Source organism: Frankia casuarinae, from assembly GCF_000013345.1.
GTDB lineage: Bacteria > Actinomycetota > Actinomycetes > Frankiales > Frankiaceae > Frankia > Frankia casuarinae.
Map to the genome: position 1 here is coordinate 2,700,469 of NC_007777.1, position 24,897 is coordinate 2,725,365.

At 71.0% G+C, this 24,897-nt stretch carries 30 protein-coding genes and 1 pseudogene; 9 read left to right on the top strand and 22 right to left on the bottom strand.

The genetic code is table 11. The features are described from left to right. Positions 1-84: 84 nt before the first annotated feature. From FRANCCI3_RS11655 to FRANCCI3_RS11690, 8 genes are all read right to left on the bottom strand, one after another. Entirely contained in the window at positions 85-1,314 is a 1,230-nt protein-coding gene (locus FRANCCI3_RS11655) for an MFS transporter (RefSeq protein WP_011436735.1), read from the bottom strand. Beyond that, positions 1,311-1,700 carry a fluoride efflux transporter FluC gene (locus FRANCCI3_RS11660; RefSeq protein WP_011436736.1) on the bottom strand — a complete coding sequence of 130 codons (390 nt, stop codon included), beginning with the start codon at positions 1,698-1,700 and terminating at the stop codon, positions 1,311-1,313. Before FRANCCI3_RS11660 ends, FRANCCI3_RS11655 begins: the two co-directional genes overlap by 4 nt. Further along, entirely contained in the window at positions 1,697-2,044 is a 348-nt protein-coding gene (locus FRANCCI3_RS11665) for a DUF190 domain-containing protein (protein WP_035733534.1), read from the bottom strand. The genes FRANCCI3_RS11660 and FRANCCI3_RS11665 overlap by 4 nt, the downstream gene beginning before the upstream one ends. Next, positions 2,041-2,562: a fluoride efflux transporter FluC gene (locus FRANCCI3_RS11670; protein ID WP_011436738.1), complete on the bottom strand. Its 522-nt coding sequence runs from the start codon at positions 2,560-2,562 to the stop codon at positions 2,041-2,043. Before FRANCCI3_RS11670 ends, FRANCCI3_RS11665 begins: the two co-directional genes overlap by 4 nt. 266 nt (positions 2,563-2,828) lie before the next feature. Beyond that, positions 2,829-3,236 (bottom strand): arsenate reductase ArsC, encoded by a 408-nt coding sequence (locus FRANCCI3_RS11675; RefSeq protein WP_035959142.1) that lies wholly within the window; start codon positions 3,234-3,236, stop codon positions 2,829-2,831. A gap of 35 nt (positions 3,237-3,271) precedes the next feature. Next, positions 3,272-4,057 carry an aquaporin gene (locus FRANCCI3_RS11680; protein WP_011436740.1) on the bottom strand — a complete coding sequence of 262 codons (786 nt, stop codon included), beginning with the start codon at positions 4,055-4,057 and terminating at the stop codon, positions 3,272-3,274. Positions 4,058-4,066: 9 nt separating this feature from the next. Then, positions 4,067-4,588 carry an ArsI/CadI family heavy metal resistance metalloenzyme gene (locus FRANCCI3_RS11685; RefSeq protein ID WP_011436741.1) on the bottom strand — a complete coding sequence of 174 codons (522 nt, stop codon included), beginning with the start codon at positions 4,586-4,588 and terminating at the stop codon, positions 4,067-4,069. Between the two features lie 358 nt (positions 4,589-4,946). Then, positions 4,947-5,564, bottom strand: coding sequence for an alpha/beta hydrolase (locus tag FRANCCI3_RS11690; protein ID WP_236701543.1), 618 nt, complete (start codon positions 5,562-5,564; stop codon positions 4,947-4,949). 449 nt (positions 5,565-6,013) lie between these two features. On the opposite strand from FRANCCI3_RS11690, the gene FRANCCI3_RS11695 reads away from it, so the two are divergent. Next, on the top strand, positions 6,014-7,297 hold the full coding sequence (locus FRANCCI3_RS11695; RefSeq protein ID WP_049760812.1) for an ISAs1 family transposase: 1,284 nt from the start codon (positions 6,014-6,016) through the stop codon (positions 7,295-7,297). On the opposite strand, the gene FRANCCI3_RS11700 is transcribed toward FRANCCI3_RS11695, so the two are convergent. The 3 genes from FRANCCI3_RS11700 to FRANCCI3_RS11710 form a co-directional block, all read right to left on the bottom strand. Then, entirely contained in the window at positions 7,291-8,034 is a 744-nt protein-coding gene (locus FRANCCI3_RS11700) for an alpha/beta fold hydrolase (protein WP_236701550.1), read from the bottom strand. The genes FRANCCI3_RS11695 and FRANCCI3_RS11700 overlap by 7 nt on opposite strands. A gap of 648 nt (positions 8,035-8,682) precedes the next feature. Then, the gene (locus FRANCCI3_RS11705; RefSeq protein ID WP_011436745.1) at positions 8,683-9,063 is read right to left on the bottom strand and encodes a hypothetical protein; all 381 of its coding nucleotides are present in this window, start codon (positions 9,061-9,063) and stop codon (positions 8,683-8,685) included. Continuing rightward, positions 9,060-9,317, bottom strand: a complete 258-nt coding sequence (locus FRANCCI3_RS11710) for a hypothetical protein (RefSeq protein WP_023840322.1) — start codon at positions 9,315-9,317, stop codon at positions 9,060-9,062. Before FRANCCI3_RS11710 ends, FRANCCI3_RS11705 begins: the two co-directional genes overlap by 4 nt. 146 nt (positions 9,318-9,463) lie before the next feature. Between FRANCCI3_RS11710 and FRANCCI3_RS11715 the strand changes: the two genes are divergently transcribed. Beyond that, positions 9,464-9,781, top strand: a complete 318-nt coding sequence (locus tag FRANCCI3_RS11715; protein WP_198031033.1) for a hypothetical protein — start codon at positions 9,464-9,466, stop codon at positions 9,779-9,781. A gap of 72 nt (positions 9,782-9,853) precedes the next feature. Here FRANCCI3_RS11715 and FRANCCI3_RS11720 read toward each other — a convergent pair whose 3' ends face one another. Together FRANCCI3_RS11720 and FRANCCI3_RS11725 are read right to left on the bottom strand one after the other, a co-directional pair. Next, the gene (locus FRANCCI3_RS11720; protein WP_011436748.1) at positions 9,854-10,213 is read right to left on the bottom strand and encodes a type II toxin-antitoxin system PemK/MazF family toxin; all 360 of its coding nucleotides are present in this window, start codon (positions 10,211-10,213) and stop codon (positions 9,854-9,856) included. Further along, entirely contained in the window at positions 10,210-10,479 is a 270-nt protein-coding gene (locus FRANCCI3_RS11725) for a hypothetical protein (protein WP_035733467.1), read from the bottom strand. The genes FRANCCI3_RS11720 and FRANCCI3_RS11725 overlap by 4 nt, the downstream gene beginning before the upstream one ends. A gap of 658 nt (positions 10,480-11,137) precedes the next feature. Between FRANCCI3_RS11725 and FRANCCI3_RS11735 the strand changes: the two genes are divergently transcribed. From FRANCCI3_RS11735 to FRANCCI3_RS26940, 5 genes are all read left to right on the top strand, one after another. Further along, positions 11,138-12,343 (top strand): acyltransferase family protein, encoded by a 1,206-nt coding sequence (locus tag FRANCCI3_RS11735; protein ID WP_011436750.1) that lies wholly within the window; start codon positions 11,138-11,140, stop codon positions 12,341-12,343. Between the two features lie 96 nt (positions 12,344-12,439). Further along, a complete protein-coding gene (locus FRANCCI3_RS25330; protein ID WP_011436751.1) occupies positions 12,440-12,832 on the top strand; it encodes an AMP-binding protein in 393 nt (130 codons plus the stop codon). 54 nt (positions 12,833-12,886) lie between these two features. Then, entirely contained in the window at positions 12,887-13,756 is an 870-nt protein-coding gene (locus tag FRANCCI3_RS11740; protein ID WP_011436752.1) for a tryptophan 7-halogenase, read from the top strand. A 2-nt stretch (positions 13,757-13,758) separates the two neighbouring features. Continuing rightward, positions 13,759-14,337, top strand: a complete 579-nt coding sequence (locus FRANCCI3_RS11745; RefSeq protein WP_049760907.1) for an RBBP9/YdeN family alpha/beta hydrolase — start codon at positions 13,759-13,761, stop codon at positions 14,335-14,337. An 87-nt stretch (positions 14,338-14,424) separates the two neighbouring features. After that, on the top strand, positions 14,425-14,589 hold the full coding sequence (locus FRANCCI3_RS26940; protein ID WP_023840318.1) for a hypothetical protein: 165 nt from the start codon (positions 14,425-14,427) through the stop codon (positions 14,587-14,589). Between the two features lie 51 nt (positions 14,590-14,640). Here the strand turns inward: FRANCCI3_RS26940 and FRANCCI3_RS24530 are convergent. Beyond that, a pseudogene (locus FRANCCI3_RS24530) lies at positions 14,641-15,279 on the bottom strand (transposase); the annotation flags it as partial. A 179-nt stretch (positions 15,280-15,458) separates the two neighbouring features. Between FRANCCI3_RS24530 and FRANCCI3_RS11755 the strand changes: the two are divergent. Beyond that, positions 15,459-15,935, top strand: a complete 477-nt coding sequence (locus FRANCCI3_RS11755; RefSeq protein WP_198031032.1) for an NUDIX hydrolase — start codon at positions 15,459-15,461, stop codon at positions 15,933-15,935. Here the strand turns inward: FRANCCI3_RS11755 and FRANCCI3_RS11760 are convergent. From FRANCCI3_RS11760 to FRANCCI3_RS26170, 3 genes are all read right to left on the bottom strand, one after another. Continuing rightward, positions 15,920-16,531 carry a hypothetical protein gene (locus FRANCCI3_RS11760; RefSeq protein ID WP_011436755.1) on the bottom strand — a complete coding sequence of 204 codons (612 nt, stop codon included), beginning with the start codon at positions 16,529-16,531 and terminating at the stop codon, positions 15,920-15,922. The genes FRANCCI3_RS11755 and FRANCCI3_RS11760 overlap by 16 nt on opposite strands. A 74-nt stretch (positions 16,532-16,605) precedes the next feature. Then, a complete protein-coding gene (locus tag FRANCCI3_RS11765) occupies positions 16,606-17,574 on the bottom strand; it encodes a tyrosine-type recombinase/integrase (RefSeq protein WP_011436756.1) in 969 nt (322 codons plus the stop codon). A 29-nt stretch (positions 17,575-17,603) separates the two neighbouring features. Then, the gene (locus FRANCCI3_RS26170; protein WP_023840315.1) at positions 17,604-17,897 is read right to left on the bottom strand and encodes a hypothetical protein; all 294 of its coding nucleotides are present in this window, start codon (positions 17,895-17,897) and stop codon (positions 17,604-17,606) included. Here FRANCCI3_RS26170 and FRANCCI3_RS11775 point away from each other — a divergent pair. Further along, complete coding sequence (locus FRANCCI3_RS11775; protein ID WP_035941181.1) at positions 17,896-18,846, top strand: DNA-methyltransferase; 951 nt, start codon at positions 17,896-17,898, stop codon at positions 18,844-18,846. The two genes, FRANCCI3_RS26170 and FRANCCI3_RS11775, sit on opposite strands and share 2 nt — an antisense overlap. Positions 18,847-18,878: 32 nt before the next feature. Here the strand turns inward: FRANCCI3_RS11775 and FRANCCI3_RS11780 are convergent, their stop codons facing one another. From FRANCCI3_RS11780 to FRANCCI3_RS11805, 5 genes are all read right to left on the bottom strand, one after another. Further along, positions 18,879-19,196, bottom strand: a complete 318-nt coding sequence (locus tag FRANCCI3_RS11780; protein ID WP_011436758.1) for a hypothetical protein — start codon at positions 19,194-19,196, stop codon at positions 18,879-18,881. After that, positions 19,193-21,943 carry a Tn3 family transposase gene (locus FRANCCI3_RS11785; protein WP_011436759.1) on the bottom strand — a complete coding sequence of 917 codons (2,751 nt, stop codon included), beginning with the start codon at positions 21,941-21,943 and terminating at the stop codon, positions 19,193-19,195. The genes FRANCCI3_RS11780 and FRANCCI3_RS11785 overlap by 4 nt, the downstream gene beginning before the upstream one ends. A gap of 598 nt (positions 21,944-22,541) precedes the next feature. Beyond that, positions 22,542-23,576, bottom strand: a complete 1,035-nt coding sequence (locus FRANCCI3_RS11795) for an AAA family ATPase (RefSeq protein WP_011436760.1) — start codon at positions 23,574-23,576, stop codon at positions 22,542-22,544. 7 nt (positions 23,577-23,583) lie between these two features. Further along, positions 23,584-23,907 (bottom strand): hypothetical protein, encoded by a 324-nt coding sequence (locus tag FRANCCI3_RS26175; RefSeq protein ID WP_023840311.1) that lies wholly within the window; start codon positions 23,905-23,907, stop codon positions 23,584-23,586. 137 nt (positions 23,908-24,044) lie between these two features. Continuing rightward, positions 24,045-24,725 carry a histidine phosphatase family protein gene (locus tag FRANCCI3_RS11805; protein ID WP_232235164.1) on the bottom strand — a complete coding sequence of 227 codons (681 nt, stop codon included), beginning with the start codon at positions 24,723-24,725 and terminating at the stop codon, positions 24,045-24,047. Positions 24,726-24,897 lie beyond the last annotated feature (172 nt).

Here is a 24,897-nt window from a genome sequence, read left to right on the forward strand (position 1 = left end):
GTGGAGTGGGTAGGCCTGTTGAGGTGGACGGGCGGGCCTCGCGTCCTCCTGCCCGACGATTAGCGTTAGCGTCGTTGTGCCTGCTCAGGGGCGGATGCGCCGGCTGGCCGCGAGGAGCGCCAGCGCCGCGACCTGCACGGCGGCGGTGACGGCGATGAGGGCGGGGATGGACAGGTCGTAGAGCGCGCCGGCCAACGCGCCGCCGCCGGCGGTGGTCGCGCCGACCACGCCGGCGAAGACGCCGTAGGCGCTGGCCCGGCGGGCGGGCGGGACGAGGTCGGCGACGGTGGCCCGCAGGGTGGATTCCTGCACGCCGATGGCCGCTCCCCACACCAGCGTCCCGGCGACGGCCAGCGCGGGGGTGTTGGTGAACGCCAGCGCCGGGACGGCGGCGGCCAGCGGCGGCAGCACGGCGAGCACACCGGGGCCGTGGCGGTCGTAGGCCCAGCCGGTCGCGAGCGCGGCGAGGGCGTCGACGCCCATGGCCGCGGCGTACACGACAGGCACCGCGGCCACCGGCAGCAGGCCACGGGTGACCGCGTGGAAGGACAACACGCCGAACGTCGCCAGCCCGGTGGTGGTCGCGGCCGTGAACCCGGCATACGTCCAGAAGGCCCGGGGTAGTCGGGCCCGGGGCGCGGCGGCCGGGCCGGTACGGGGGACGGGCACGGCCGGCGGCTCGTCCGGCTCGTAGCCGGCCGGGTCGGGCACGCGGGCCCGCAGCCAGAGCAGAACAGCAAGGACACCCAGGCCGGGCAGGGCCAGGACGCCGAGCGCCGGGCCGTAGCCGGCGCCGGAGGCGAGCACCGCGGCGACGAGCAGCGGCCCGGCCAGCGCGCCGAGCTGGTCCATCGCCTCGTGCACGGCGAACCCGCGGCCCCGGCCGGTGGCGGCGGTCGCGTGGGAGAGCAGCGCATCCTTGGCCGGGCTGCGAACCGCCTTCCCGACCCGTTCGGCGATCACCAACAGGCCGGCCGCCCACAGCACGCCGGTCACGCCGAGCAGGGGCACGGCGGCGACGGTCAGCGTGTAACCGGCGATCGTCCACGCCCAGAACCGGCCGGTGCGCTCCGCCAGCGGCCCGCAGACCAGCCGGGGCAGCAGCGCCGCGGCCTCGCCCACCCCGGTGACGACACCGACCACGACCGCCGACGCGCCGAGGGAGGCCAACAGCGGCCCGGTGACCGACCGGGCGCCTTCGTAGACGACGTCCGCCAGCATGCTGACCACGCCGAAGACCAGGACAAACCGCCACGGCCGTAGCCTGACCGCGGCGGCGGGCGCTGTGCTCGTGCCGTGCGCCGGTCGGATCATCCCCACACCGCCCGCGCCAGGGCCGCGCCGAGAGCGGCGGCGCCGAACGCGGCGAGCACACTGCCGGCGACGTTGGCCGCGGCCAGCAGCCGGGCGCCGTCCTCGGCCAGCCGCAGCGTTTCGTAGGAGAACGTCGAGTAGGTGCTCAACGCCCCGCACAGCCCGGTCCCCACCAGCGACACCACCTGCTCCGACGCCACCCACGCCGGCGGCGCGCCCGCGCCCGCGGCGCCGGCGACCAGGCCGAGGAGCAGACTGGCCGTGACGTTGACGGTGAACGTACCCCAGGGAAAGACCGTGTCGTGTCGGGTCTGCACCGCCCGGTCGGTCAGATAGCGCAGCGGCGCACCGGCCGCGGCCCCGGCGATCACCAGCAGCCAGTTCACCGACTCGCCTCCCGGCCGACGTAGCGGATCACTTCGACCTCGTCGAGGATGACCAGCCCCTCGGTGACGAGTTCATCGAGTTGCGGGAGGAAGGCCCGTACCCGTTGCTCGTCATCGACGATGACCACCGCCACCGGCAGGTCCTCGCTCAGCGACAGCAGCCGGGCGGTGTGCACGATCGAGGATGCGCCGAACCCCTCCACGCCCCGGAACACGCTCGCCCCGGCCAGCCCGGCGCGGTGCGCCCGGTGCACGATCTCGCTGGCCAGCGGCCGGTGATGCCACACGTCGCTCTCCCCGACGAACACCGTCAGCCGCAACGCCCGGCCGCTCAACCTCATCACGCCCGCCTTCCCGCGACCCGTCGCGTCCTCGCCACGAACCATCGCATCGCAGCCGCCGCCGCCCACACCGCGCCCAGCGCGGCGAGGACGCTCAGCACCAGGTACGCCAGTGCCAGCCCGGTCCGCCCGCCGTCCACCAGCCGCTGCGCGTCGAGCGCATACGTGGAGAAGGTGGTGAACCCGCCCAGCACCCCGGTGCCCAGGAACGGGCGGACCAGCGGATGCACCGTCCGCACGTCGGTGATCAGCACCATCAGCACACCGATCGCCGCGCAACCGGCCGTGTTCACCGCCCAGGTGGTCCACGGGAACGTGCCCGGCATCGTCGGCCACACCAGCGACGCCCCGTACCGGGCACATGCCCCCACCGCCCCACCGGCCGATATCACCGCCAGCAGCAGGACCGCGACCGGCGCGTGACGAAGCTGCCGGCGCCGCACCGGGACAGGCCCATCACCATCAGGGTCGGTGCCATCAGGGTCGGTCGGTGCACCGACCGTCTGCTCGGTGTCGTCCACGCCCGCCCCCTACCTGCGCGACACCCGGGCCAGCCAGGCATGACTTGTCACAGGTAGGGACCGTTGGCGGCGCGCTGCCGCGGTTCGGGTCCGGCGGGCCCCACCGCCGCGCGGTGACCGAAAGCCGCCGCCGTCACACCATACCGGCTTCACTGCCACCGGTTCACCGCCACCGGTTCACCGCTACCGCCGGACGTCGTCAGCCCCCACCAGGATGCCGGCAGCCGCCAGGCCGGGCGGGTGCCGGCCTGCCCGGCCTGGCGTGCTCAGGCGGCAGACAGGAGTTCCCCGATGAGTTTTTCGACGCGGGCGCGGATGTCGTCGCGGATGGGTCGGACGGCGTCGAGATCCTGGCCGGCGGGGTCGTCGAGTGCCCAGTCCTCGTAGCGGATGCCGGGGAAGACGGGGCAGGTGTCGCCGCAGCCCATGGTGATGACGACGTCAGAGGCCTCGACGGCGTCAACGGTGAGGATTTTCGGGGTTTCGGCGGTGATGTCGATGCCGACCTCGGCCATCGCGGCGGCGGCGACGGGGTTGATCCGGTCGGCGGGTATGGAGCCGGCAGAGCGGACCTCGATCTTCCCGGCGGCGAGACGGGTCAGCCAGCCGGCGGCCATCTGGGAACGGCCGGCGTTGTGGACGCAGACGAACAGCACCGAGGGCTTCGCAGACACGACGGTGTCCTTTCCGGTCGGGTTGCCCAGGTCGATCACGAGACACCTCCAGGAAGACGTGAAGGGGCGGCGCCGTTGGGTGCCACGGCGCTGTCCGGGTGGGTGAGCAGCACCCCGGCGGCCTGCGCCGGGCCGGCGGGAGTCGGCGGGTAGAGCAGCCGCACCAGCCCGTAGCCGACCGCGCCGCCCACCGCCTGGGCGGCGATGAACGCGGGCACCGAGGCGGGGGCGATCCCGGCGAAGGTGTCGGAGAACATCCGCCCGATGCTGATCGCCGGATTCGCGAAGCTGGTGGAACTGGTGAACCAGTAGGCCGCGCCGATGTAGGCGCCGACCGCGGCCGGTGCCCGCTCACCCCGCCCGGACCGCACCAGCGCGAAGATCAGCAGGATGAGGCCGGCGGTCGCGACGACCTCGGCGAGCAGATGCGCCCCGGACGCCCGGTGATGCGTGGAGATCGACACCGCCGACCGGTCGAATATCAGGTTCGCCAGCACCGCCCCGGCGACGCAGCCGAGGATCTGGGCGGGCAGGTAGGCGACGGCGTCCCGCCACGACAGCCCCCCAAACGCGGCGTCAACCACCGTGACCACCGGGTTGACATGCGCCCCGGACACCGGCCCAACCATCAGAATGATCGCGTAGAGGCCGGCGGCGGTCGCCGCGGCGTTCTCGACCAGCTGCAGGCCTGTCTGGTCCGGGCTGAGCTGCGCCGCGGCGATCCCCGACCCGACAACCAACGCGGCGAGCAGCATGGCGCCCAGCGCTTCGGCGGCCAACCGCCGCACCAGCGGCGGCCGGCCCTCCCCGTTGTCTGTCACCGTTCGCTCTCAGTGACCGGTGCCGGCGGTGGCCGGCTCGATCGTCACCGCCGGCACCGTGGCAGCGCACACCGGCCCACAGCCACACGCCGACCCGGGAGCACCCCCGGCCCCCGGTTCCACGGTGCGCAGCTGCGGGCCCGCGCCCTCGGCGATATCGGCGAGCACCGTGTAGATCTCCCACGGCGCACCGTCCGGATCATCCACCCACACCTTGTCCTGCAGCGCGTAGCAGCAGGCGGTGTTCTCCTCCACCGCCGTCACCAGCCCCGCCTCCCGCAGCCGGCTGGCGGCGGCCGAGACCTCCTGCGAGGTCTCGATCTCCACCCCGAGATGGTTCAACGCCCCCGCCACCCCCGCGCCGCGGGCGTCCGGGTTCTCGATCAGCACCAGCTTCAACGGCGGCACGTCGACGGCGAAGTTCGCATATCCCGCCCGCCGCTTCGCCGGCCCGACCCCGAACAGCGTCGTGTAGAACTCCACCGCCGCGTCCACGTCCGAGACGTTCAACGCCAACTGCACCCTGGCCATCCAGCCCACCCCTTACATCGACACCCATCTATGTTCTTGCGGGCCGAGGATGACCGCAAACATAGACGTCTGTCAATGGCTGGGGCATGTCGGCGGCACGGCGACCGCCTCCCCACCGGCGGGCCTCCCGGTCGTCGACCCGGTCATCACCCCCGCGGCGGCCGGCCCGCCCGGTCTCGCCGGGACGATCTTCGCGTGCCGCGCTCCACTCGCCCGCGCACCGGCGAAGTCGTCGCCTTTCCGGATAATCCTCACGGTGAGCCTGAATCGCAAAGGCCCTGAATCACGAAGACGCTGAATCACGAAGACGCTGAATCGCGCAGACGCTGAATCGCGCAGACCGAGAGAAGACCGAGACTCAAGAGCCCGCCGCTGTCGGGACGTCAGGGCAGATCGTACCGCGCTTCGGGAGTATCAGGTCGACCAGGTAACGCTCGACAGCCTGGCGGACGCAGCCACTGTCCTGGAAGTAGGCGGTGTGCGTGTAGGAGCGCCATGTCAACAGCACGCTGTTGGCGAGTTGACGGGCGAGGGACACAGCCCCGGAGTAGGGCGTTGCCGGGTCGCCGGTGCTGCCGACGAGGAGAATCGGCGCAGCGCCGGTGGCGTGGAACGGTCCGGTGTAGCGGGAGGCAGCCTTAACCGGCCAGACCACACAGGCAAGGGCACCGAGACCAGAAAGCAAGCCGAAATGGGGACTCTCGCGGTTGAGTTCGTCAGCAAGTCGCTGGTAGGCGCCCACGGTCGGGAAGACCTTGTCGGCGCAGGTGATGGCCGTATGCGCGGCGATGGCCGTATGCGCGACATCGGCGCTGGTGGAGGTGCTGTACGGCAAGGGGAGGATGGCCCCGATCGGGTCCTGCGCTGCGAAGGAGAGCAGCTTGGAACCGTCGTTGTTGTCGTCGGCCAGTGCCAATGCTTCCGCGAGCCGCGGCCACATGGCATGGGAGTACAGCGCGGACCGGACCCCGATCATGGCGGTCACCCAGTTGAGCGTGCGGGCGGCGCCGGTGTCCTTACCGCCGGCCGGGATCGGCTTCTCGATGAGCCGTTCGACCAGGCGGTCGAAGGCGCCGGCCGGGTCGCCGTGGCAGGGTGACCCGCAAAGTCTGTTTGTGCAGGTAGACGGTGTGAGACGGGGTGCGGGGGGCTGGGGCCGGTGGTGGTGTGAGGATCCGGGCCCGGCTGCTGTTTCGTCGCTGTGAGTAGCGCGTGTGAGGGTGGGTTCCGGCGCCGGCGGAAACGCCACCGATGACGTTCTGTGACAGCCGGTGGGGTGGGTGGGGCGGTGGGGCCGTGGGGTCCGGGGGAACAACGGCGGGCCACCACGGTGAGGGTGGCTGCGGTGAGGCAACGGGGTCCCGGTAGGACGGGGATTGCCTAGATCACCAGCCGTAGGGAGCCCCGTTGCCGGTCCAGTCTCGCATGCCCGTCACTCCCACCGATCTCGGACAGGCCGGGTCGGGGCAGCTGGTCCGGATGCGGCGGTCGCTGCGGGTCCTGGGGGCGCACGGCGGTGAGGTGCAGGGGCTCGCCGACGTACTCGCCGGGGTGCCTGACCCGCGGGACCCGCGAGGGATACGTCACCGGCTCCCGGTGATCCTGGGACTGTCCGCCGCAGCGGTCGCCGCGGGGGAGAAGTCGGTGGAGGAGATCGCGGCCTGGGCTGCGCACGCCCCGACGCAGGTCCTGACCGCTCTCGGGGCGCGGGTCCATCCGGTGACCGGGCAGCCGCAGGCACCGTCGGTGGACACGATGATCCGGGTCCTGTCCGCGGTGGACAGCTCGGCGCTGGCGAGGGCGGTCGGGATGTTCGCCGCGGCCCGCGCCCGCCAGGCCCGTGGTGGTGGGCGGCGGGTGGTCGCGGTCGACGGGAAGACCCTGCGTGGCGCGGCTGGGCCTGAGGGGCGGGCACCGCACCTGCTCGCGGTCGCCGAACACGGCACGGGTGTGGTGCTCGCCGAGCATGAGGTCGGCGCGAAGACGAACGAGGTCACCGCGTTCGCACCGCTGCTCCGCGAACTGCATTCCCATGATCCGCTGGATGGGGTGGTGGTGACCGCTGATGCGTTGCACACGACCCGCGCCCACGCCGACCTGATCGTCACCGAGCTGGGAGCGCACTTCGTGTTCACGGTGAAGGCGAACACCCCGGCGTTGTCGGTCGACTGCCACCAGGCGACCGACTGGACGAAGATCCCGATCGGGCACAGCGCCGAGGGCAGGGCCCATGGACGGTTCGAACGACGCACCATCCAGCTGGCCCAGGCCAGCGAGGCGATCCGTGCCCGCTATCCCCATGCCCGCACCGTGGCGCGGATCCGCCGTCATGTCCGGCGGACCGTGACCACCGGCACGGGCCGGGCCCGGGTCACCCGGACGATCCCGAGCACTGTCACGGTCCACGTCCTGACGAGCCTCACCCTCGACGCGGTCACACCCGCTGATCTCGCGGGCTACGCCCGAGGGCATTGGACGATCGAGAACAAGGTCCACTGGGTGCGCGATGTGACGTTCCGTGAGGATGCCTCGCGGGTTCGGACCGGCCCACTGCCCCGCATCATGACCACGCTCCGTAACCTGATCATCGGGCTGATTCGCCTCGCTGGCCATAACCGCATCGCCCCGACCATCCGCAGAATCCGACACGACAACGCCCTGCTCCTGGCCATCCTCACTCTCGACAACCCCGCTGACCTGCATCAATGACTTTGCGGGTCACCCTGGTCGCCGTGGCCGAAGCCACAGTTGGGCCGGGCCTTGCAGTCGGCGAGGAATGCGCCCAGCGCGGTCTCGAAGCCCTGCGCCATTCGGCGTAGGTCCTCCTGCGGTTGGTTCATCCACACGTTCGGATCTTCTACGCCGTCCAGCACCAGCGCCCGGATCCGGGTCGGGAACATGCTGGCGTAGGTGGCGCCCAGCACGGTGCCGTAGGATCCCCCGTAAGAGGTGATCTTGTCCTCGCCGAGCGCGGCTCGCAGCAGATCGAGATCCCGGGCCGCGGCCTCGGTCGACAGGTACGGCAGTTCAGCACCGCTGAACCGTACACAGCCCTGCGCCCACTGACGCCTGTCGTCAACCAGCTCCTGGTACACGTCGTCATCCTCACTCCCAGCGCGGGAAGCGCGGGAGTCGATCGCGAACGGGGAGGTGGCGGCCGGCGGATCATTATCCTGCCCGCTGCTGCAACGGACCGGCGCGCTCCCACCGACACCCCGCTGGTCGAACCCGACGATGTCGAAACGGTCGCGCAACGACGCGCCGAAGAAGCCCAGCCAGTCGCGGATGAACCCGACTCCCGACTGGCCCGGCCCACCGGCCAGCATCACCAGCGAGCCGATCCGCCGGTGTGGCTGGCGAGCCGGAGCACGGATCAACGCCAGGTTGATCGTGCCTGCGGCAGGCCTGGCGTGGTCCAACGGAACGGGCAGAGTCGCGCACTCCAACCCGTTCTCACACGGTTTCCAGGTTAGCTTTGTCCGGGTGGCCGCGGCGGCGGACCCAGACAAGCCCGACCCTGATATACCGGTCAGCAGCGGCAGGCTTACCGCAAGCACGGCAGCAAGGAATGGGCGTGGTATACGGGCTGATCGGGACGGGCGCATCTGGCCTCCGCTCTCCGGTTCGGTCGAGTGCGTGGCGCTTGCGCCCACCTGCCAGCATGAGCATGCATATAGGCCTCGTTCCAGGAACTCGCCCTCACCCGGCCGGGTGGCGTCAGCGAGCTTTACCGCCGGAAATGTCGCGCAGCCCGTACCCGAGGTAGGTGAGCGAGCGTCTGCCGAACCCTCCCGGCTCCCCTTTTCGTCTTCTCGCCGTGACGGCGGCGGCCACGACCCGCCCGCGGGCGCCAAGACGGGTGTTGGCCGCGGTGGAGCCGCCGGGCCGGTGTGCTGCCCCGTCCCCTCGTTACCGTCGCACGGCATGCCGTCGGGTGCGACCGGGGACTGACACATCGTGGTTCCTCACCAGCTCACCCTGGCCTGGCGCCGTGACGATCGGCGCTAGATCGTGACCGACTGCCACTCCCGCGGCCCTCACGGACCCGGCCGAGGCGACATCCGTCGTGCTCGCCCCATCCGGGCCGGACCAGCTCACGGGCGGAGATCCAACAGGCGCACCGGCTGACCCGCCCACCGGTCCGGCGCCGCCGTCGCGATCACCGCGCCCTCGGGACGCTCCGGGGCGGGCTCGGCCGCGTACCGCACGTGCGCCGGCGCCCACCCGGTATCACGGGCCACCGCGAGCGCGGCCGCCAGGTCCAGCTCCACGATCGTCACCGCGGGCAGCGCGGCGATGTGCTCGGCGGTCCCCGGCCGGGCCCGGTCCGCCTCCACCAGCGCACACGCCGGCGCGTACAGAAAGTGCCCCGGCCCGGTGTGAGCGCGTTGGATCAGCCGGGAGGCCAGCACGTTGCCGTAGCCGGCCGAGACCATCGCGGTCTCGTCCAGCACCACATGCAGCGCGTCGCTCACCGTCCCAACGCCCGTGCCAGCCGCCGGTCCAGCTCGGCGTCGGCCTGCGCGGCCTCCTCCTCCGTCGGGTCGTAACCACTCCACTCCCGCAGCACCGCCCGCGCCCGCTCGGCGCGCTCAGCCCGCTCCGCTGGCGTCAGCAGCGTGCTCGCCAACCGGGCCAGATACGCCCGCAACGACAGCCCCTCCGCCGCCGCCACCTCAGCCAGCCGATCCCGCGCCTCCGCCGGAATCCGCACATTCGCATCCGCCATGGACAGCCTCCTTTCACCCACCCCACAGGATACGGGTACGTTCGCGTACCCGTATCGAACCCCGGCTACCTGGTAGCGGCGGCCAGCCAGATCAGGGGCGCAGAACTGCCAGCCCGGCCAGCATTTTCGCTGTGATGATCGCGTTGGTGACGACAGTGAGGCAGCGGGCCTGGTCGGTCTGCTGCTCGGGCCCGGAAAGCCGCTACCCTCAAGGCCGTTATCCTCTGCTGCAACCGACCGGAGCGGGGGAAACGATCTTCACCTACGAGTTCGCCACGGTGGAATGGTTGTGGGACCAGGGGTCCATCCGGGTCAACATGCCCCGGGGTAAGGAGCGGATGTTCCCCGGCAGCTACGACGAGCTGGTCACGGTACTGTCCGACCTCGGCGGCCAGGGCTGGGACGTGGCCACGTGCGCGGCCACCGGGAACTGGCTGTTCTGGACGCTGCGGCGGCAACGCTGATGTCGGGCTGAATGGGACGGGGGTTGACGTGGCGAACCTGCGCGGCTCGCCAGCCGTGCCCGCGGCGGCGGGTCAGCAGAAGGCGACCATCTCGCGTAGCCACTCGCCCAGCTTGGCGATTTCGGTGGCCGACGCGGTGCCCAGCGGTGTGGACCGGGTGAACCGTTGGGTGGATACCGCCGTGATCTCCTCGGTGCGCGCCCAGCTCGGCCGGTCCAGGCCGGACTCGGGCGAGTCGATGCGCACGTGATGGTCCAGGCCCCGGTCCCGCGCGGTCAGGGGCACCACGAGGGCCATGTCGATCGGGAACCGGCAGTGCGTCGCCGAGCCGACCACCACGGCCGGGCGCGGGCCGCCCTGCTCGTGCCCGATCGGCTGACCGAAGTCCACCAGCCACACCTGCCAGGACGCGAGTCTCAGCGCCCGGCTCACCGGTGGTACTCCGGATACTCCTCACGTGCATCCGGCAGGCCGTCGCCGGCCGCGTCGTCGGTCAGCCGCGCCTCGGCCCGGTAGCTGGCCCACTCCTCGGGGTCGGCGCGCAGCTCCTCGTACCGCCGCATGATGCGGCTGATCTTGTGTTCCTTGACCAGGCGCCGGACCGCCTCGCCCAGCGGCACGCCATGGAAGTCCCGCTCGGCGATCTCCGCCAGTTCGTCGCGTAGCCCGCTGTCCAGCTGCATAGATGTCGTAGCCATACACTCCAGTGTGGCACGTGCTATGGACCAAGCTATGGCCATGGGTCGAGCTGCGGCCGGAGGCCGACTCGGTCGTGGTCAAGGACGCTGGCCGCTTCGTGCTGTGGGTCGCCCATGTCGCCCGTGCTCGGCGCGATGGTGCCTACGGGGCTCGATGCCCGGCCGCAGGTCCCCGGCCGCACCAGCCTGATCGGGCACGGTTCGGATCGCCGTTCCCCGCGCCAGACATACGCTCGGACGAACGTTGACGTCGTCAAGCGTCGCCCGCGCCCGACCGGCCGATGCGCACCCGGCCGGCATTCCGGGTGACGTGCACCTGCTGTGACCAGCCACGTGCCCTGACCACTCACGTGCCCTGACCATCGGACCGGCTTCGGACAGAACGACGTATCGAGCTCCTGACCCGGGGAGGGACGGGGCCGCCGGCAGGACCACGCGGCACAGGGAAACGGTGGTCCGATCGGAACACGTCACCGGATGTTGCTTTCGTATACCTCATGACACACACAGTAAACACTACCCTTACGTTAGGGTTGAATGGTGTCGGTGCGTGATCGCCCACGAGGCCGGCGATCGAGCAGCGTCACCGGCGCCGGATGTCCACGGAAAACGGATGTTCGGTGGGAAAGGAACGTCCGGAGGAAAGGGACCACACCGCATGACCGATCAGCACCCACCGTTCGCCAGGTCTCCCCGCCGGGTCCCCCACCAGCGAAGCCCCACAGCGGAGCCGATACCCGTACCCACACCCAGGGCCGGCACGCTGGCCGCGGCCTTCGATCCTCACCGCAACAACCTCAACGCGCTGCGTCTCATCCTGGCCGGCGCGGTGCTCGTGTCCCACTCATGGCTGTTCGTCCGGGGAGAACCGGACCCGTTGACACGTCTGCCCGGTGCCCCCGACCTCGGCACGTTCGCCGTGGACGGCTTCTTCCTCCTCAGCGGCTTCCTGATCATCCGTAGCCACCTGCGGGCACCATCCACCGCCCGTTTCCTCTGGCACCGGTTCCTGCGGGTCGTGCCCGCCTTCTGGGTCTGCCTCGCGCTGACCGCCGTCGCGATCGGTCCACTGCTGTGGCGCCTGAACCGGGGCACCACCGCCGGCTACCCCTGGACCGGCCATGACTCGGCGGTCCGCTACCTGCTCGTCAACGCGGCGCTGAAGATGAACCAGTTCAACATCGGCGACCTACGCGCCGGGCAGGCCGTGGACGGCCCCCTGCACACCCTGTTCTTCGAAGCGCTGTGCTACCTGATGGTCGGCGTTTTCGGCACGGTGGGGATCCTGCGCCGCCGCCGCGGGCTCGTCCTCACCCTCGCCGTCGGCGGGTGGCTGCTCGCCGTCGGCGGGGCGCTCCTCGGCGCCAACCGGCTCACCGACTCCCACATCCTGAAGTACACGGCCGTCTTCCTCATCGGGGCGGCGATGTTCCTCTACGCCGACCGCATCCCGCGCAGCCGGGCCCTACTCATCGCCGCCGCCGCCCTGCTCGCCGCGGGCCTGCTCATCCCCCACGCCTACCGGCCCCTCGCCCTGGCCCCGCTGGCCTACCTGCTGCTGTACGCCGGAACCGGACGGGGGCTGTCGCGGGTGGGGGCGCGCCGCGATCTGTCCTACGGCATCTACGTCTACGCCTGGCCGCTGCAACTGCTCCTGCTCGAAGCCGGGGTCGATGCGGGTATCGGTACGGGTGCCGTCGTCGTGCACATCGCGGCCTCCCTCGCCGTCACCTCCCTCGCCGCCCTCGCAAGCTGGTATGCCATCGAAGCACCCGCCCTTGCGCTGAAATCCTGGCAACCGCCGTCGCCAAGACGTTCGACGGACGCGGGTGCGGCGCACCTGTTCGTCCCGCGGAGCCGTTGACCCCCCGCAAAGGCCGACGCAACGCCCTACCCCACAGATGGATCTTCTAAGTAGCAGATCGTCCGGGTCGACGCAGCGGCCGAAGGATCCACGGTCGTGATCGATCCGGTGCCGGCGGTCCAGGCGGCGGCACCGGCCGGCGGTGCCCACGAGCGACTCGCCGCGGCTGGTGCCGCCGGGCTGGTGCTGCTCAGCAGCGGCAGCACCGGCACCCCGAAGGCGATCTTGCACAACCTAGACGCGATCATGGAAGACAAGCTCGGGAAACGGGCGCGCACCGGCGGTCGGCCCGCCAACATCCTCATGTTCCTGCTGTTCGACCACATCGGCGGCATCAACTCGCTACTCGGCGCGCTGCGCGCGGGCAACACCGCGATCGTGCCGCGGCAGCGGACGCCGGAGGAGATCTGCGCGCTGATCGAGCGATACCGGATCCGGTTGCTGCCCACCAGCCCGACCTTCCTGAACCTGATCCTCATCGGCGGCTAGGGTGAGTCCCCCTGCGTGGTGTAGATCGGGATCGGCTGGTCCTACGACTCCGAGGTGTTCTCCGGGGACCGGTTCTTCCTCTGCGGGGACGCCGCCTGCTTCACCGACCCGTTGTTCTCCCAGGGCGTCCACCTGGCCACCCAGTCCGCCGTCTCGGCGGCCGCCGCGATCGATCGGATCATCGCGCACGAGGACGAACTGGACGCCGTCCACCAGTGGTACGGGCGCAGCTACCGGGAAACCTACGAGCAGTACCACGAGTTCCTGGCGTCGTTCTACACGTTCGCCTCGTTCACCGAGCCGGAGTCGGAGTTCTGGCTGCGCCGCCGGATCAGCGAGTCGGACGACGACCGGCTGAACCGCAAACGATGGTTCGAACGGCTGGCCGCGGGCGACGACGACACCGACACAGCCCGGTCGGTCGCGGGCTTCCGGGACCGTGCCGCCACGATGATCTCCATCGGTCGGCACAAGCGCATGGATCTCAGCGACGAGTTCAGCGACGACGAACTCAACGGCGCGCGGGTCCGCTGGATCACCCACCTGACCAAGCAGCTGAACCGCATCACCTGGCTGCGCTGGAACGGCGACGAGGTCCTGCTGCGGCCGTACTACAAGGTCGAGCCGCTGAGTTTCCGGCTGGAACGCAAGCTGGTGATCGGGAACGAGCTGGGCCAGGACATGATCAAATATCCGTTGGAGGAAGAACACCGGCTCGTCTTCGAGGAACTCCTCAAGGACCGGGTCGGTTACCGGGCCCTGATCCGGCAGCTTGGTGACGCCGGAAGGCAGGATGTGAGCAGCCAGATCGTCATCCGGCTGATGGAGACGGGTCTGCTGACCGGTTTCGACAAGAACGACAACCGGGTCCACATCCAGGACCGCCTGCGCTTCGACGGCGTGGGCACCGACTACGAGGTGTGAGCATGGAGCCAGCGGACGGCATGGAGCCAGCGGGCGGCGGCGAGCCGGCGGTGACGTATGTCTTCATCGCCGGCATCGGGAACTCGGGGCCGGAGCACTGGCAGTACATGTGGTACAAGCGGGCCGGCAACGGGGTCTGGGTGGACCACGAGTCCTGGGACAACCCGGTGCGCGACGCCTGGGTGAAGGACCTCGACGACGTGCTCACGGCGATCGACGGGCCGAAGATCCTGATCGCGCACAGCCTCGGCTGCACGCTGGTCACCGAATGGGCGTGCGAGCATGCCGACGACGCCATCACCGGGGCCTTCCTGGTGGCGGTGCCGGACGTGGGCGGGCCGCGGTTCCCGACCGGCGCGGTCGGGTTCGGCACGCCGCGACACGACCCGTTGCCCTTCCCGACCGTCATTGTCGCCAGCGAGAACGACCCGTACGGCTCGCTGGCGCATTCCGTGGCGGCCGCCGGGAGGCTCGGCGCCCGACTGGTCAACGTCGGCTCGCGGGGCCACCTCAACGCGGACTCCGGGCTGGCGGACTGGCCGGCGGGCTGGTCCGTCTTCCGTGACCACTTCGCGGGCTGACCGCACGCCGGCTGTAACGGCATCGGCCGTAACGGCATCGGCCGCTGTGAAACCGGGCCCCGGGGGCCGGGGGGAGAGAAGGCGGGCGTGAAGGTTCTGGACGCGGGGCAGCGCGACACCGGCACGGGGTTCCAGCGCTGGAGCAACGGTGATCTGGCGGCGGTGGTGGGGGCTGCGGGCGGGGTGGGGGTGTCGACGGTGGTGGGCCTGCTGGCGCCACGGCCTGTGAGTAAGTATTCGGAAGTCGTGTGAGGGCATGGTTGTGGGCGGCGTGACTGTGGGTCACGCCGCGCCGGGTGGTGGTCAGCCGGGTGGCTGTTTCCACGTGGCGAGGTCGTCGGGGCTGGCCAGCCAGGGCAGGAACCGGTCGAGGTCGGTTCCCTGTGGGGGTTTGCCGCCGGCTCGGCCGCAGGCGTCGAGGTAGGCGGTCAGGTAGGTCAGCGTGTTCAGTCCGTGCTTCTCGGCGGTGCCCAGGACGGTCCAGACGGCGGCGGCGAGGGCCGCGGCGTCGTCGGTGCGGGAGCCGTAGGCGTTCTTGCGGGTCACGACCGGGCGGCGCGGGGCGCGCTCCGCGGCGTTGTTGTCAAGATCTACCATGGGGTAGTCGCGGTGCGCGACGACCCCGTCCCACTCGCGTTCGAGGGTGGCGAGGGCGTCCTTCGCTGCGGGCTGTAGCCCTGGGGAGGCCTGCTGCTCGCGGCGGGCGGTGTCGATCGCCTCGATCGCGCCGTCCCAGGCGGTGTAGGCCTCGGCCAGCCGGGTGTCGGCGTCGGGGCCGGGGGTGTCGCGCGCTCGCGCCCACGCCGTGGCCAGTTCCCGGTGGGCTGTGTAGAGCGCGCGGAACCGGTCGAGCCAGGCCTTCTCCCAGTACTCCAGCTGGACCGGGTTCGACAGCCTCGCCCGCAGGAAGTAGCGGCGAAGGTGGGCGACGCAGTAGAGGTTGACGAGGCCGGCGCAGCGGCGGCCGACGGAGACGTAGACCGGGTGCCGGTAAGAAACCTGTCACCAGGTGCAAACGCGGATGATCTTGTGTTGGCTGGTCACGTGTCGCGTTGCGGGCGCGGTTCCTGGTCAGCCGTGGCTTCGGTGGTCGGCCGAGGGCGCCGTCCTACGATGGTGTGGTGACCGACACTGTGGGTGGCCGTGCGGCGTTTCAGGTTCTGGTCCTGCCCTACCGGCAGACCGGGCAGGGCACGGAGTACGCCTTGTTCCGGCGTGCTGATGCCGCCTATTGGCAGGGTGTCGCCGGTGGTGGTGAGGCGGGTGAGTCCCCGGCGCAGGCAGCCCGGCGGGAAACCGCCGAGGAGGCCGGTCTGGTCGGCGAACGTGAGTTCATCGTGTTGGACGCGCGGGCCACGATCCCCGTCGTCTACGTCACCGGGGAGTTCACCTGGGGGCCGGACGTGCTGGTGATCCCGGAGTACGCGTTCGGTGTCCGTGCGGAGGACGCCGAGGTGACGTTGTCGGACGAGCACACCGAGTTCGGCTGGTTCGGCCTCGACGACGCGGTGAAGGTCGTGCAGTGGGATTCCAACCGCACCGCTCTGTGGGAGCTGGACCATCGGCTACGCCACGGCATCGGTCACCGCGCCGCCTGAGCGACCAGGTCCGTGACCCCGCGGCCGAGCACTGTCGGGGTGTCCGTTCCCGACTCGCAGCGGGCGGCTGCGACCGACTTCGCGCACTCACGTAGTCGTCGACGATGCCCCCGCGCGTGGTCCGCGGTGAGGCGTGCGTGTTCGTGGGGATCGTCGAGGAGACCGTCGGGGAGACGCGCGGCGGTCAGAGCCGTGGTGCCCTGCCGGGTGTCCAGCCTCCGCCAGACCGCTGGTCTCGCCTCGCGGAACGCCATGTCGATGAACGCTGTGACCGGCCCGCCGGCGGCGCGTGCCACCGTGAACGCCGCTGCGACCGTGGCGGCGGGCAGGTAGGTACGGTTCTCCTCGTCGGCGAGGGTGCCGGTGGCACGGGTGAGGTCGCGGAGGGCGGGGAACAGGGCGATCGTGGGCGCGCGCAGCCCGATCGTGGTCGGTAGGGCGTGGACCTGGACCGGGCCGGCGGGGTTGAGGAACGCCAGCGAGTTCGCGACCAGTGCCACCGGCCCGGCGACGCCGGTCAGCAGGTGGAGCAGGGCGGTTGTCTTGCCGCTGCCTCGCCCGCCGAGCAGGCACACCGCGCCCGTCGGGGTCAGCACGCTCGCCGCGTGTAACGGGATCCGGGGGTCGAGGAAGAACCGCGCAGGATTGAACGCTTAGCGCCGTCCGGGGCTCACGAGTCGCCGGGCAGGAGTTCGACGGCGCGCAGGCGGTCGGCCTCGGTGGGCTTGGTGTAAACGCGCGTGGTGTCAGTGCGCGCGTGGCCGAGGAGCTCGGCGACCAGGACGAGGTCGGCGCCGCGGCGGAGCATGGCGGTCGCGAAGGTGTGCCGCAGGACGTGCGGGGTCAGGTCGTCGATCCCGACGGAGCGGCCGAGGTCGGCGACGACCTGGTCGACGGTGCGGGTCGACAGGCGGCGGCCGTAGCGGTTGAGGAACAGCGCCGGGTCGGCCTCGGCGTTCGGCCAGGCGGCCCGGGCGGGTTTCCAGTCGGTCAGCGCCCGGCGGGCCCGGGGGTTGGCCGGGATGGTGCGCGGCTTGCCGCCGTCGCGGCCCTTGCCGGCCCGGACGTGGACGGCTCCGGTGCGGGCGGTGACGGGCACGTCGTCGAGGTCGAGGGCGACGAGCTCGGCGCAGCGCACGCCGGTGTTGTAGAGCAGCTCGATGATCGTGCGGTCGCGTAGCGAGGGCAGCCGTTCGGCGGCGCGCAGCACGCGGCGGGCCTCGTCGTCGGTCAGGGCGCGAGGGGCCTGCTCGGGAAGGTCGGCGCGGTCGACGACGGCGCGGCCGAGGTGGCGCCAGGTGAAGAAGTGGTCGAGCGCGGTCAGGTGCGCGTTGATGGTCGCGGGCCGCTTCTTCGCGACCGTGAGCAGGTGGGCCCGGTAGTCGCGGACGGCGAAGTCGCGGGCGTGCGCGTCGGACAGCGGGTCGGCGCCGGTGGGGTCCGCGGCGGCGCCGTCGGTGTCGAGCCAGCGCAGGAACCCGGCGACCCGGGAGGCGTAGGCGCGCCGGGAGTGCTCGGCGAGCCGGACGTGGTCGAGCTCGGCGCGGTAGGCGGCGAACAGCTCGGCGTACCGGTCGGGCGGGCGTTCGCCGCCGCGCCGGCCGCGGCCGGTGGGTGGTGCGGTGGCGCTGGTCGTCACCGACCACGTCCTCTCGGGGTAGCGGCGGTTCAGGCGTGCGGCTGATGGTCCGGGTCGTAGTCGGTTCGCGGTCCCACCACGATGTCGTCCTCGGTGGTGGCCGGGCCGGCGACGTGGCACCGGCAGCGTGCGATGACGCAGCCGTACCGGCCGTGGTCGTCCACGGGGTGGTCGCACCAGGGATCGACGCAGCGCTCGGCGGTCTCGAGTTCGGCGGCCCGGTCCAGGAACCGGCCGGCAGCCTCGGGCTGGCGGGTGGCCTCGGCGCGGAGCCAGGCGATGAGCTCCTCGGTGGTCGCGGGCGGAGCGACGTCGGTGGTCATGGGTTCTCCGGTCGGCCAGGCGGCGCAGGTCCTGCGGGGTCTGCCGGACGCCTCGGTGCACTGTGTGGTGACCTCGCCGCCGTACTTCGGGTTGCGTGACTACGGCGAGCCCGGCCAGATCGGCCTGGAGCCCACGCCCGCGGCCTACGTCGCCCGGCTCGCCGAGGTGTTCACGGAGGTTCGCCGGGTGCTGCACCCGGACGGGACGTGCTGGCTGAACCTGGGCGACAGCTACGCGGGCAAGGCCAACGGCGGCCCGTCGGTGGGCCTGACACGCCGCGCCGACCGGGCCGAGCTGATTCCGCCGCGGCGGAACACCACCGCGGCCGCGCCCTACAAGAGCCTGCTCGGTATCCCCTGGAGGGTCGCGTTCGCGTTGCAGGACGCCGGCTGGACGGTCCGCAACGCGATCGTGTGGGCCAAGACGAACGCGATGCCGGAGTCGGTGACCGACCGGTTCGCCTCGCGTACCGAGACGCTGTTCCTGCTGACCCGCTCGGCGCGCTACCACTTCGACCTCGACCCCGTCCGGGAGACACCGGTCGACCCGACCGGCGGTGCTGAGTGGGCCCAGCGCAGGAAGCAGGGTGTGCCCGGCCGGCGGGGCCGCAACCCCGAGTCGTCGGTGACGGCCGCCGACCGCGACTTCGCCGCCCACCAAGCCGGCCGTAATCCGGGCGACGTCTGGCAGATCCCGGTCGCCAACTTCCCCGGCGCGCACTTCGCCGTGTTCCCGCCCGAGATCCCGCGGCGGGCGATCCTGACCGGCTGCCCGCCCGGCGGGGTCGTGCTCGACCCGTTCTCCGGGTCGGCGACCACCGGCATGGTCGCGCTGCAGCTCGGCCGCCGCTACGTCGGGATCGATCTCAACCCCGACTATCACCGCCTCGCGCTCCGTACCCGGCTGCTGGAGCGGCCGCTGCCCGGTATCGACCAGCCGGCCTCCTGACCAGGCCCACGCGGCTCGATCGGCGCCGTTGATCAGCGGTAGTAGGACATGTCGACCGTCATCGTCAGCCGCAGCTGCGGCGGTAGCTTGTCGCCGTCGTCGTCATAGCGCAGGTCCGCGAAGCCGAAGCCGAGGATCACCGCGTAGAGATGGTCGTTCATCCAGTCGCCGGCGGCGTGCAGCAGGTCGGACTCCTCGCTGCCGTAGAAGCTGACGACCTGGGTGGCGGAGCCTTCGTGGGCGATCTCGACCCGCACCGGGCCGTGGAAGGTTCGTGTGCGCCCGGTCGGGCGGCCAATCCGAGGCACCGCCGTGTCCTGCCCCGCTGGCCGGTCGCCATCCTCGGTCATGACTCCTCCTGATCGTTCTCGCCCGGGTCACGCAGAGGGCGCAGACCCGTGCCGGTGGGCGGGGCGGCGAAGGCGTAGCGGCCGAGCATGTTGATGTGCCGGTCGGCCAGCGGGGACAGCCGGGCGACGTCGAGGTCGTGCACGTCGTGGCCTGCGGTGCGCAGTGCGGTGAGGGCGGCGTCGAGGTAGCGGGTGTTCCACAGCACGACACCGACGCGGGCGAGGTTGACCCGGTGCCGGGCAATGGCGTTCAGCGGCCCGTAGTCGCCCTCGGCGTCGCCGGGCAGGGTGGCACGCCACAGTCGCTGGTCGGACAGGTCCGCGATCCGCGGGGAGAACCGGTAGCCGAGCAGGCGGAACAGGCCGAAGACGATGTCGGAGTAGCTGGCGGTGTCGGTCGCGACCATCTCCGGCTTCGGCCCGGCGTCGAGGGTGAGCAGCGTGTCCAGGATGTAGAGCGAGTCACGGACAGTGCCGGGCACGACGACCGCGCCGATCCCTGCGACCTGGTCGTTGACCGCGTTCAGCCAGGTCACGCCGCGTTTGAGCCCGAAGTAGCGGGGGCTGGGTCCTGCGTTGATCGTGCGGACCGGGACGACGAACCGCAGTCTGTCGACGGAGGCGACCAGCCCCCCGCCCCATGCCTGGGCGAGCCCGATCTGTGCCTGGGCGGTGATCAGAGCCGCGTTCGCCGCGGCGTGGGTGTCGGCGCGCAGGTAGTTCTGGTCGACGTGGGAGAGCCGGTCGCGGCTCAGCGCCGGCTCGCTCGGCTTGGTCACCGGGGTCAGCCCGACGTTGCATGCCTCGGCGACCAGCAGCGCTGCGAGGGAGATGTGCAGGTTCTCCATCCGGCTGCCCGACCCGCCCAGATGGGTGTAGGCGCCGAGGAACCCGGTCCAGGCGTGCACCTCCAGCAGCAGATCGGGCAGGTCGACACGGGGCAGCATCGCCGCGGTTGTCGCCCGCAGCGCGACCAGGCTGTCCGGTTCCCCGAGCGCCTCCAGCCGGCTCACGGCCAGGCGCATCCGCCCGTCGGCCGCCGGCTCGACCCGCACCGGGCTGTCCGGTCCGGCCTCGGCGAGCCGGTCGACGGTCTGGCGCCACGCGGCGTCCAACGAGCCGGCGAGCTCACGCAGGTGGGTCTCGACCGGGGCGGCCAGGCCGAGACCGGCGAGCACCTCGCCGCGGACCCGATCCCATCCCTCGCCGGCGAGCAGCCGGGCCCGCGGGTCAGACCATCGCTGCGAACGCACGGCGAACACGTCGCGCCGGCGCAGCGCCCGATGCAGCTGCTCCAGCACGCACAGCACGTAGCCGTCGCGGTCGACCGTGCCAGCCGGCAACGTCGGGTTGGCCAGCACCGCGCGCCGCCACACCGGCGGCACCAGATCGATGTCGACCTCGTCCGGGCGGATCCGGCGACGGCCGACCAGGTTCGGCAGTAGCCGGACCGCGTCGAGGACCGGCTGGCCGTCGCCGGTCGCTGCCAGCGGCAGCGCCTCGGCGAGCAGGAGGAGAAAAGGGCGGACCGTGCCGTAACGGCGGGCCAGCTCGGCGCGCATCACCGTCTCCAGGCCGGCGTCGCCGGGCACCAGCTCCTCGACCAGAGCGGCGGCCTCCAGCACCCGTTCCCGCGGCGCGACCTGCTCCACGACCGCCCAGGCTGCGGCGACGTCGAGCGCCTCGCCGGCCGTGCCGGCCAGCAGGCCCAGCAGCGCGGACGCCGCGCCGGCGAGGGTGACCGACGCCTTCTCCAGCTTCGGCAGGACGGCGAGGCGTTCCTGCTGCGCGGCGCGACGCGCCGGGTTGAGCAGCCGGGTGGCCATCAGCACGTCGAACAGGTCCAGGGCGTCGTCGACCGCCGCCGCTTCCAGACCGCGCACCGTCGCCAGCAGGGTCGCGGTACGCCGCGGCTCGGCGAGCTCGCGTAGCAGCGGCGCCTTGGCCGCCAGGCCGTAGCGGGCCAGCGTCGCCAGCCGGTTCGCTGGCACCCCCGACACATCCGCCGCGCCGGCGCCCACCACGATGACCTCGCCGGCCCGTGACAGCGCCCGCTCCAAGCCCGGCCCCGACGTCCGCGTCGGCCCCCGCCGCAGCCGCTCCAGCTCGCTTACCCGGGCACCCGGCGCCACCTCGAGGAGACTGCGCAGCCGTCCGGCCAACTGCGGATCGGCCTGCTCAGCCGCGACGGCGAGCTCCTGGTGCACCCGGTCGGTGGCCTCGCTGCGCACGGAGACCACCAGACGGGCCAGAACACTCACCCCTGGCAACAGCACCCGGCTACGGCGCAGCCACGCCGTGGCCTGACCGAACAGCGCCACCGGACCCTCTGCCTGCGTCCACGCCCGGCTCGCCAGGAACGCCCGCAGCTCCGTGGCTGCCTGCGGGTCGGCGAAGTCCCGGTAGCCGTAGACCGACCGGATCTCCCGAGCATGCTCATGCTGCGTCGGCAGCCGCTCGGTGTACCGCTTCACCACCGACGAGTCCGCAACGTCCAGCTGGCCCGCGAGATAGTCCACCACCACCCACGGCACCTCCAGCGGATCGCTCAGGAACGTCCCAAGGAACCGCACCGTGCCCAGCTGAACGGCGAACCCCAGACGCGAGTGCTCGCCCCGGCGCCGGACGACGAGCTCCCGGTCGGCGTCATCCAGAAAGAAGAACCGCTCCAACTCAGCCCGCACAGGTTCACCATCGAACCGCCCGTACGCCGCAACCTGCTCATCCGTCAGGAACTCCACCGGCACACACAGATCATCGACCCGGCGACCGCCAGCGACCGAACCGCCCTAACCGTTCAATCCTGCGCGGTTCTTCCTCGGACCCCTTACCGGCACCCCAAGTAGGGCGACCGCGCCAGCAGCTGGTCAGCTCGGACGCGGGGGACATGACAGCCGATCACGAGCGCTGCTTGACCTCCCACGGTTTGTCTCGCTCTCCGAACTGGACAGTGCGCCACATCGTCACCCCCGCGCCTGGCCCGATCCCCGCCTCGTTCCTGGAGCGCGTCACCCGCAACCTGGCCGACCGGGACCGCGCCGCCGGCGTGTTCGCCGGGCAGGATCCCCCCGGTACCTCTGCGAGCTGTACGGAATTGATCGCACTCTGTACCGGACCTACGACCTTCCCGCCGAACCCCGCCTGACGGGCGTGCGTGGTCTGCTCGGCGCGGCCTACCCCGCCTCCTCTCAGCCGAGTGTCCGGCCCCCGACGTCGGCGCCCGTACCCCGTACGGGCGTCTCACCCGGGCCAGAGACGGCCGGGCCGCGGCGGCCGGGCCGCGGCGGTCTGGCCGGTAGACCCGCCGGCTTCACCGGGTTACATGGTGATCTATCTAGATCATCTTCATCGGTGGGGCCGCGGTGAGTTCCCCGTCTCCGGGGGAGGCTGCGGCCGACGCCTGCCATCCTGTCCAGGGGGTGTCCTCTCCGGGGGAGGGAAAGCCCGCCGTATGATCTTCGCCGCGTCCGGCCGGGCAATACGCTCTCGAAGAGCTCCGTGTGTAGCGGTGTCGTGCACGACGCGGCCGGGAAACTCGGTCGTGTTGATGACGATGATGCGTCCGGTCTGGCCGCTTTGCTCAAGAACGGCGAGCCGGTGGCTGCTCGCCGGCGTTGTCGTTGTCGATCCATTCTGGTCGCGGAAGGCACTCGACAGCCCGGCGCGGGTGACCCAATGGCGGCCAAGAGTGTCGCGGCCGGCCTCTACGTCACGGCGTCCGCTTTCCCACCGCTGGTAGGTACGGTCGAGGAGAACTTGCTCGGATGCCTCCAGGCAGATGGCCTGTGGTGGTCCGTATCCGGCCCGACGGAACTCCGCGATACCGGCCTGCATTCCGCTTAGATCTCCGAGGGTGTTCTGCCATCCGACATTCCAGTCCTGCATCCGTGCGACGGCGGCGACTCTGTGCGCGAGATAGGTTCCTTCGGCGTTGATCAGATCATGGAGTTCGGCGGGTACGACAGGTATTCCGTCGAGGCCGTCACGTAGCTCGTGAGGGACAGGCAGAGTCCCCTGCGTAGCCAGCTCGTGTAGAAGTATGCGCATCAGCTCGTCGCGTTCGAGCATCAGTGTCCCGGACAGCTCCATCCCCTGGGCCCCGGCAGCGGTCAGGGCTGAGGATTTGCCGGCACCAGGCGGCCCGACGATCAGGCTAAGCTGTCGGCCAGGATGGGGCAGTTGGCCGTGCTGGGCGACGTGAGCTGTCAGGTAGCGGTCGACGACCCGGTCATAGATCGCGGCACGTTGCTCGCTGGGAACACCACCGGGCAGGGCCTGGTCTGCGGTGGCGTAGGGAGATCTGGTCGACAGGATCCCGCCGGGCGCAAGCAGAGTTTCCAGCGTGTGGGCGTAGCTCCGGTACTCGTCCGAGGAGGCCATCTGTCTATCAGGTCAGGTCGCTACGGTGGCGGCGTACTTGGGCGACGAGCGGCCGCGGCAGCAGGCCGGCATCACCAGCCGCCTCCACGACAGCGAAGCTGTCCGACCATGGCTGAGCCTCATCCCGGTGAGGGTCATGGGCTTGGTATGGCCAGATAGCGAGGATCTCTACCAGCCGTTCACTGGGAAGGTCGCCGCACACATACAGATCGATGACATCGGCGAGTTCCCACCGTCCCTCGTGAAGATACGGGCCGGGGGCATGCAGCCGCGCCGCGTCCAGTGCACCACGCACTGTCGGATCGCTCAGGATGACCAGGGGCAGGCCCATCGCGGCATCCTCGCGAGCCGCGGCCAGTGCTACACGGCCAAGCGAACGGTCGGCGATACGCAGTCGTGCCTGGCTTGCCGTCCGTTCCTGCCAGGCATGACGAACGCGCTCAGCCGATGACGATGAAGCAGAAGGAGTCACGAGTCGCCGTCCTGAACGTCGTCGAAACCCGTCGTCGGTAAGGCGATGAGATGGGCGGTGTCGTTGTGGGAAACCAACGTCCACCGAGCCGAGCCGATCTCGGGAGTACGGTGCACCCAGCGGGTCAAAGAAGCATGCGCCACAGTGAAGGCCACCCGCGCCGAGGACCCGGCGGGTAGACCCAGCAGCAGGGTATGCATCGCCTCGACGGTTTCCGCATGCGCGAGGATGAGAATCCGCTCGCCAGCGTGACGCGTGACGATGTTCTGCAAACAATCGGTCGCCCGGGCGAGAAACGCGTTCCAGCTCTCGGCACCGGCAGCGAACGGGCGGTCCGGCTGGTCAGCAGGACTCGAGCCGAACGCCTCCCAGATATCCGTCCACGGCTTGCCGTCGGCGTCACCATGCGCCGGGCCGGACAGACGTGGCTCAATGTGCGGCGTCAAGCCAAGGCGTGGGGAGATCACGGCGGCGGTCTCACGGACCCGTCGCCGCGGCCCGGCATACACCACATCGAACTGGCGGTCGTGGTGCATCCATTCCAGCCGCCGGCCCGCCTGGTCTACTTGGCCACGCCCCCGCAGCGTCAACCCGGTGCAGCCCCGGTCGCCGCCAGCGATGCCCGCGAGATTGCAGTGCGCCTCTCCGTGCCGAACCAGCACAACATCCGTGTCCACCCGCACCCCCGTTCCACTGCCATACATGATCAAACCGGCACAATCCGCGTTTCCAGCACACAACCCTATTACGGCCTGTGCGCACCTGCTGACTGAACGGGCCGGTGAATGCGAGTCAGGGGTTCGGAGGCCCGCGCGGCCGCGAGACCATCACCCATCCCACAGACCGACC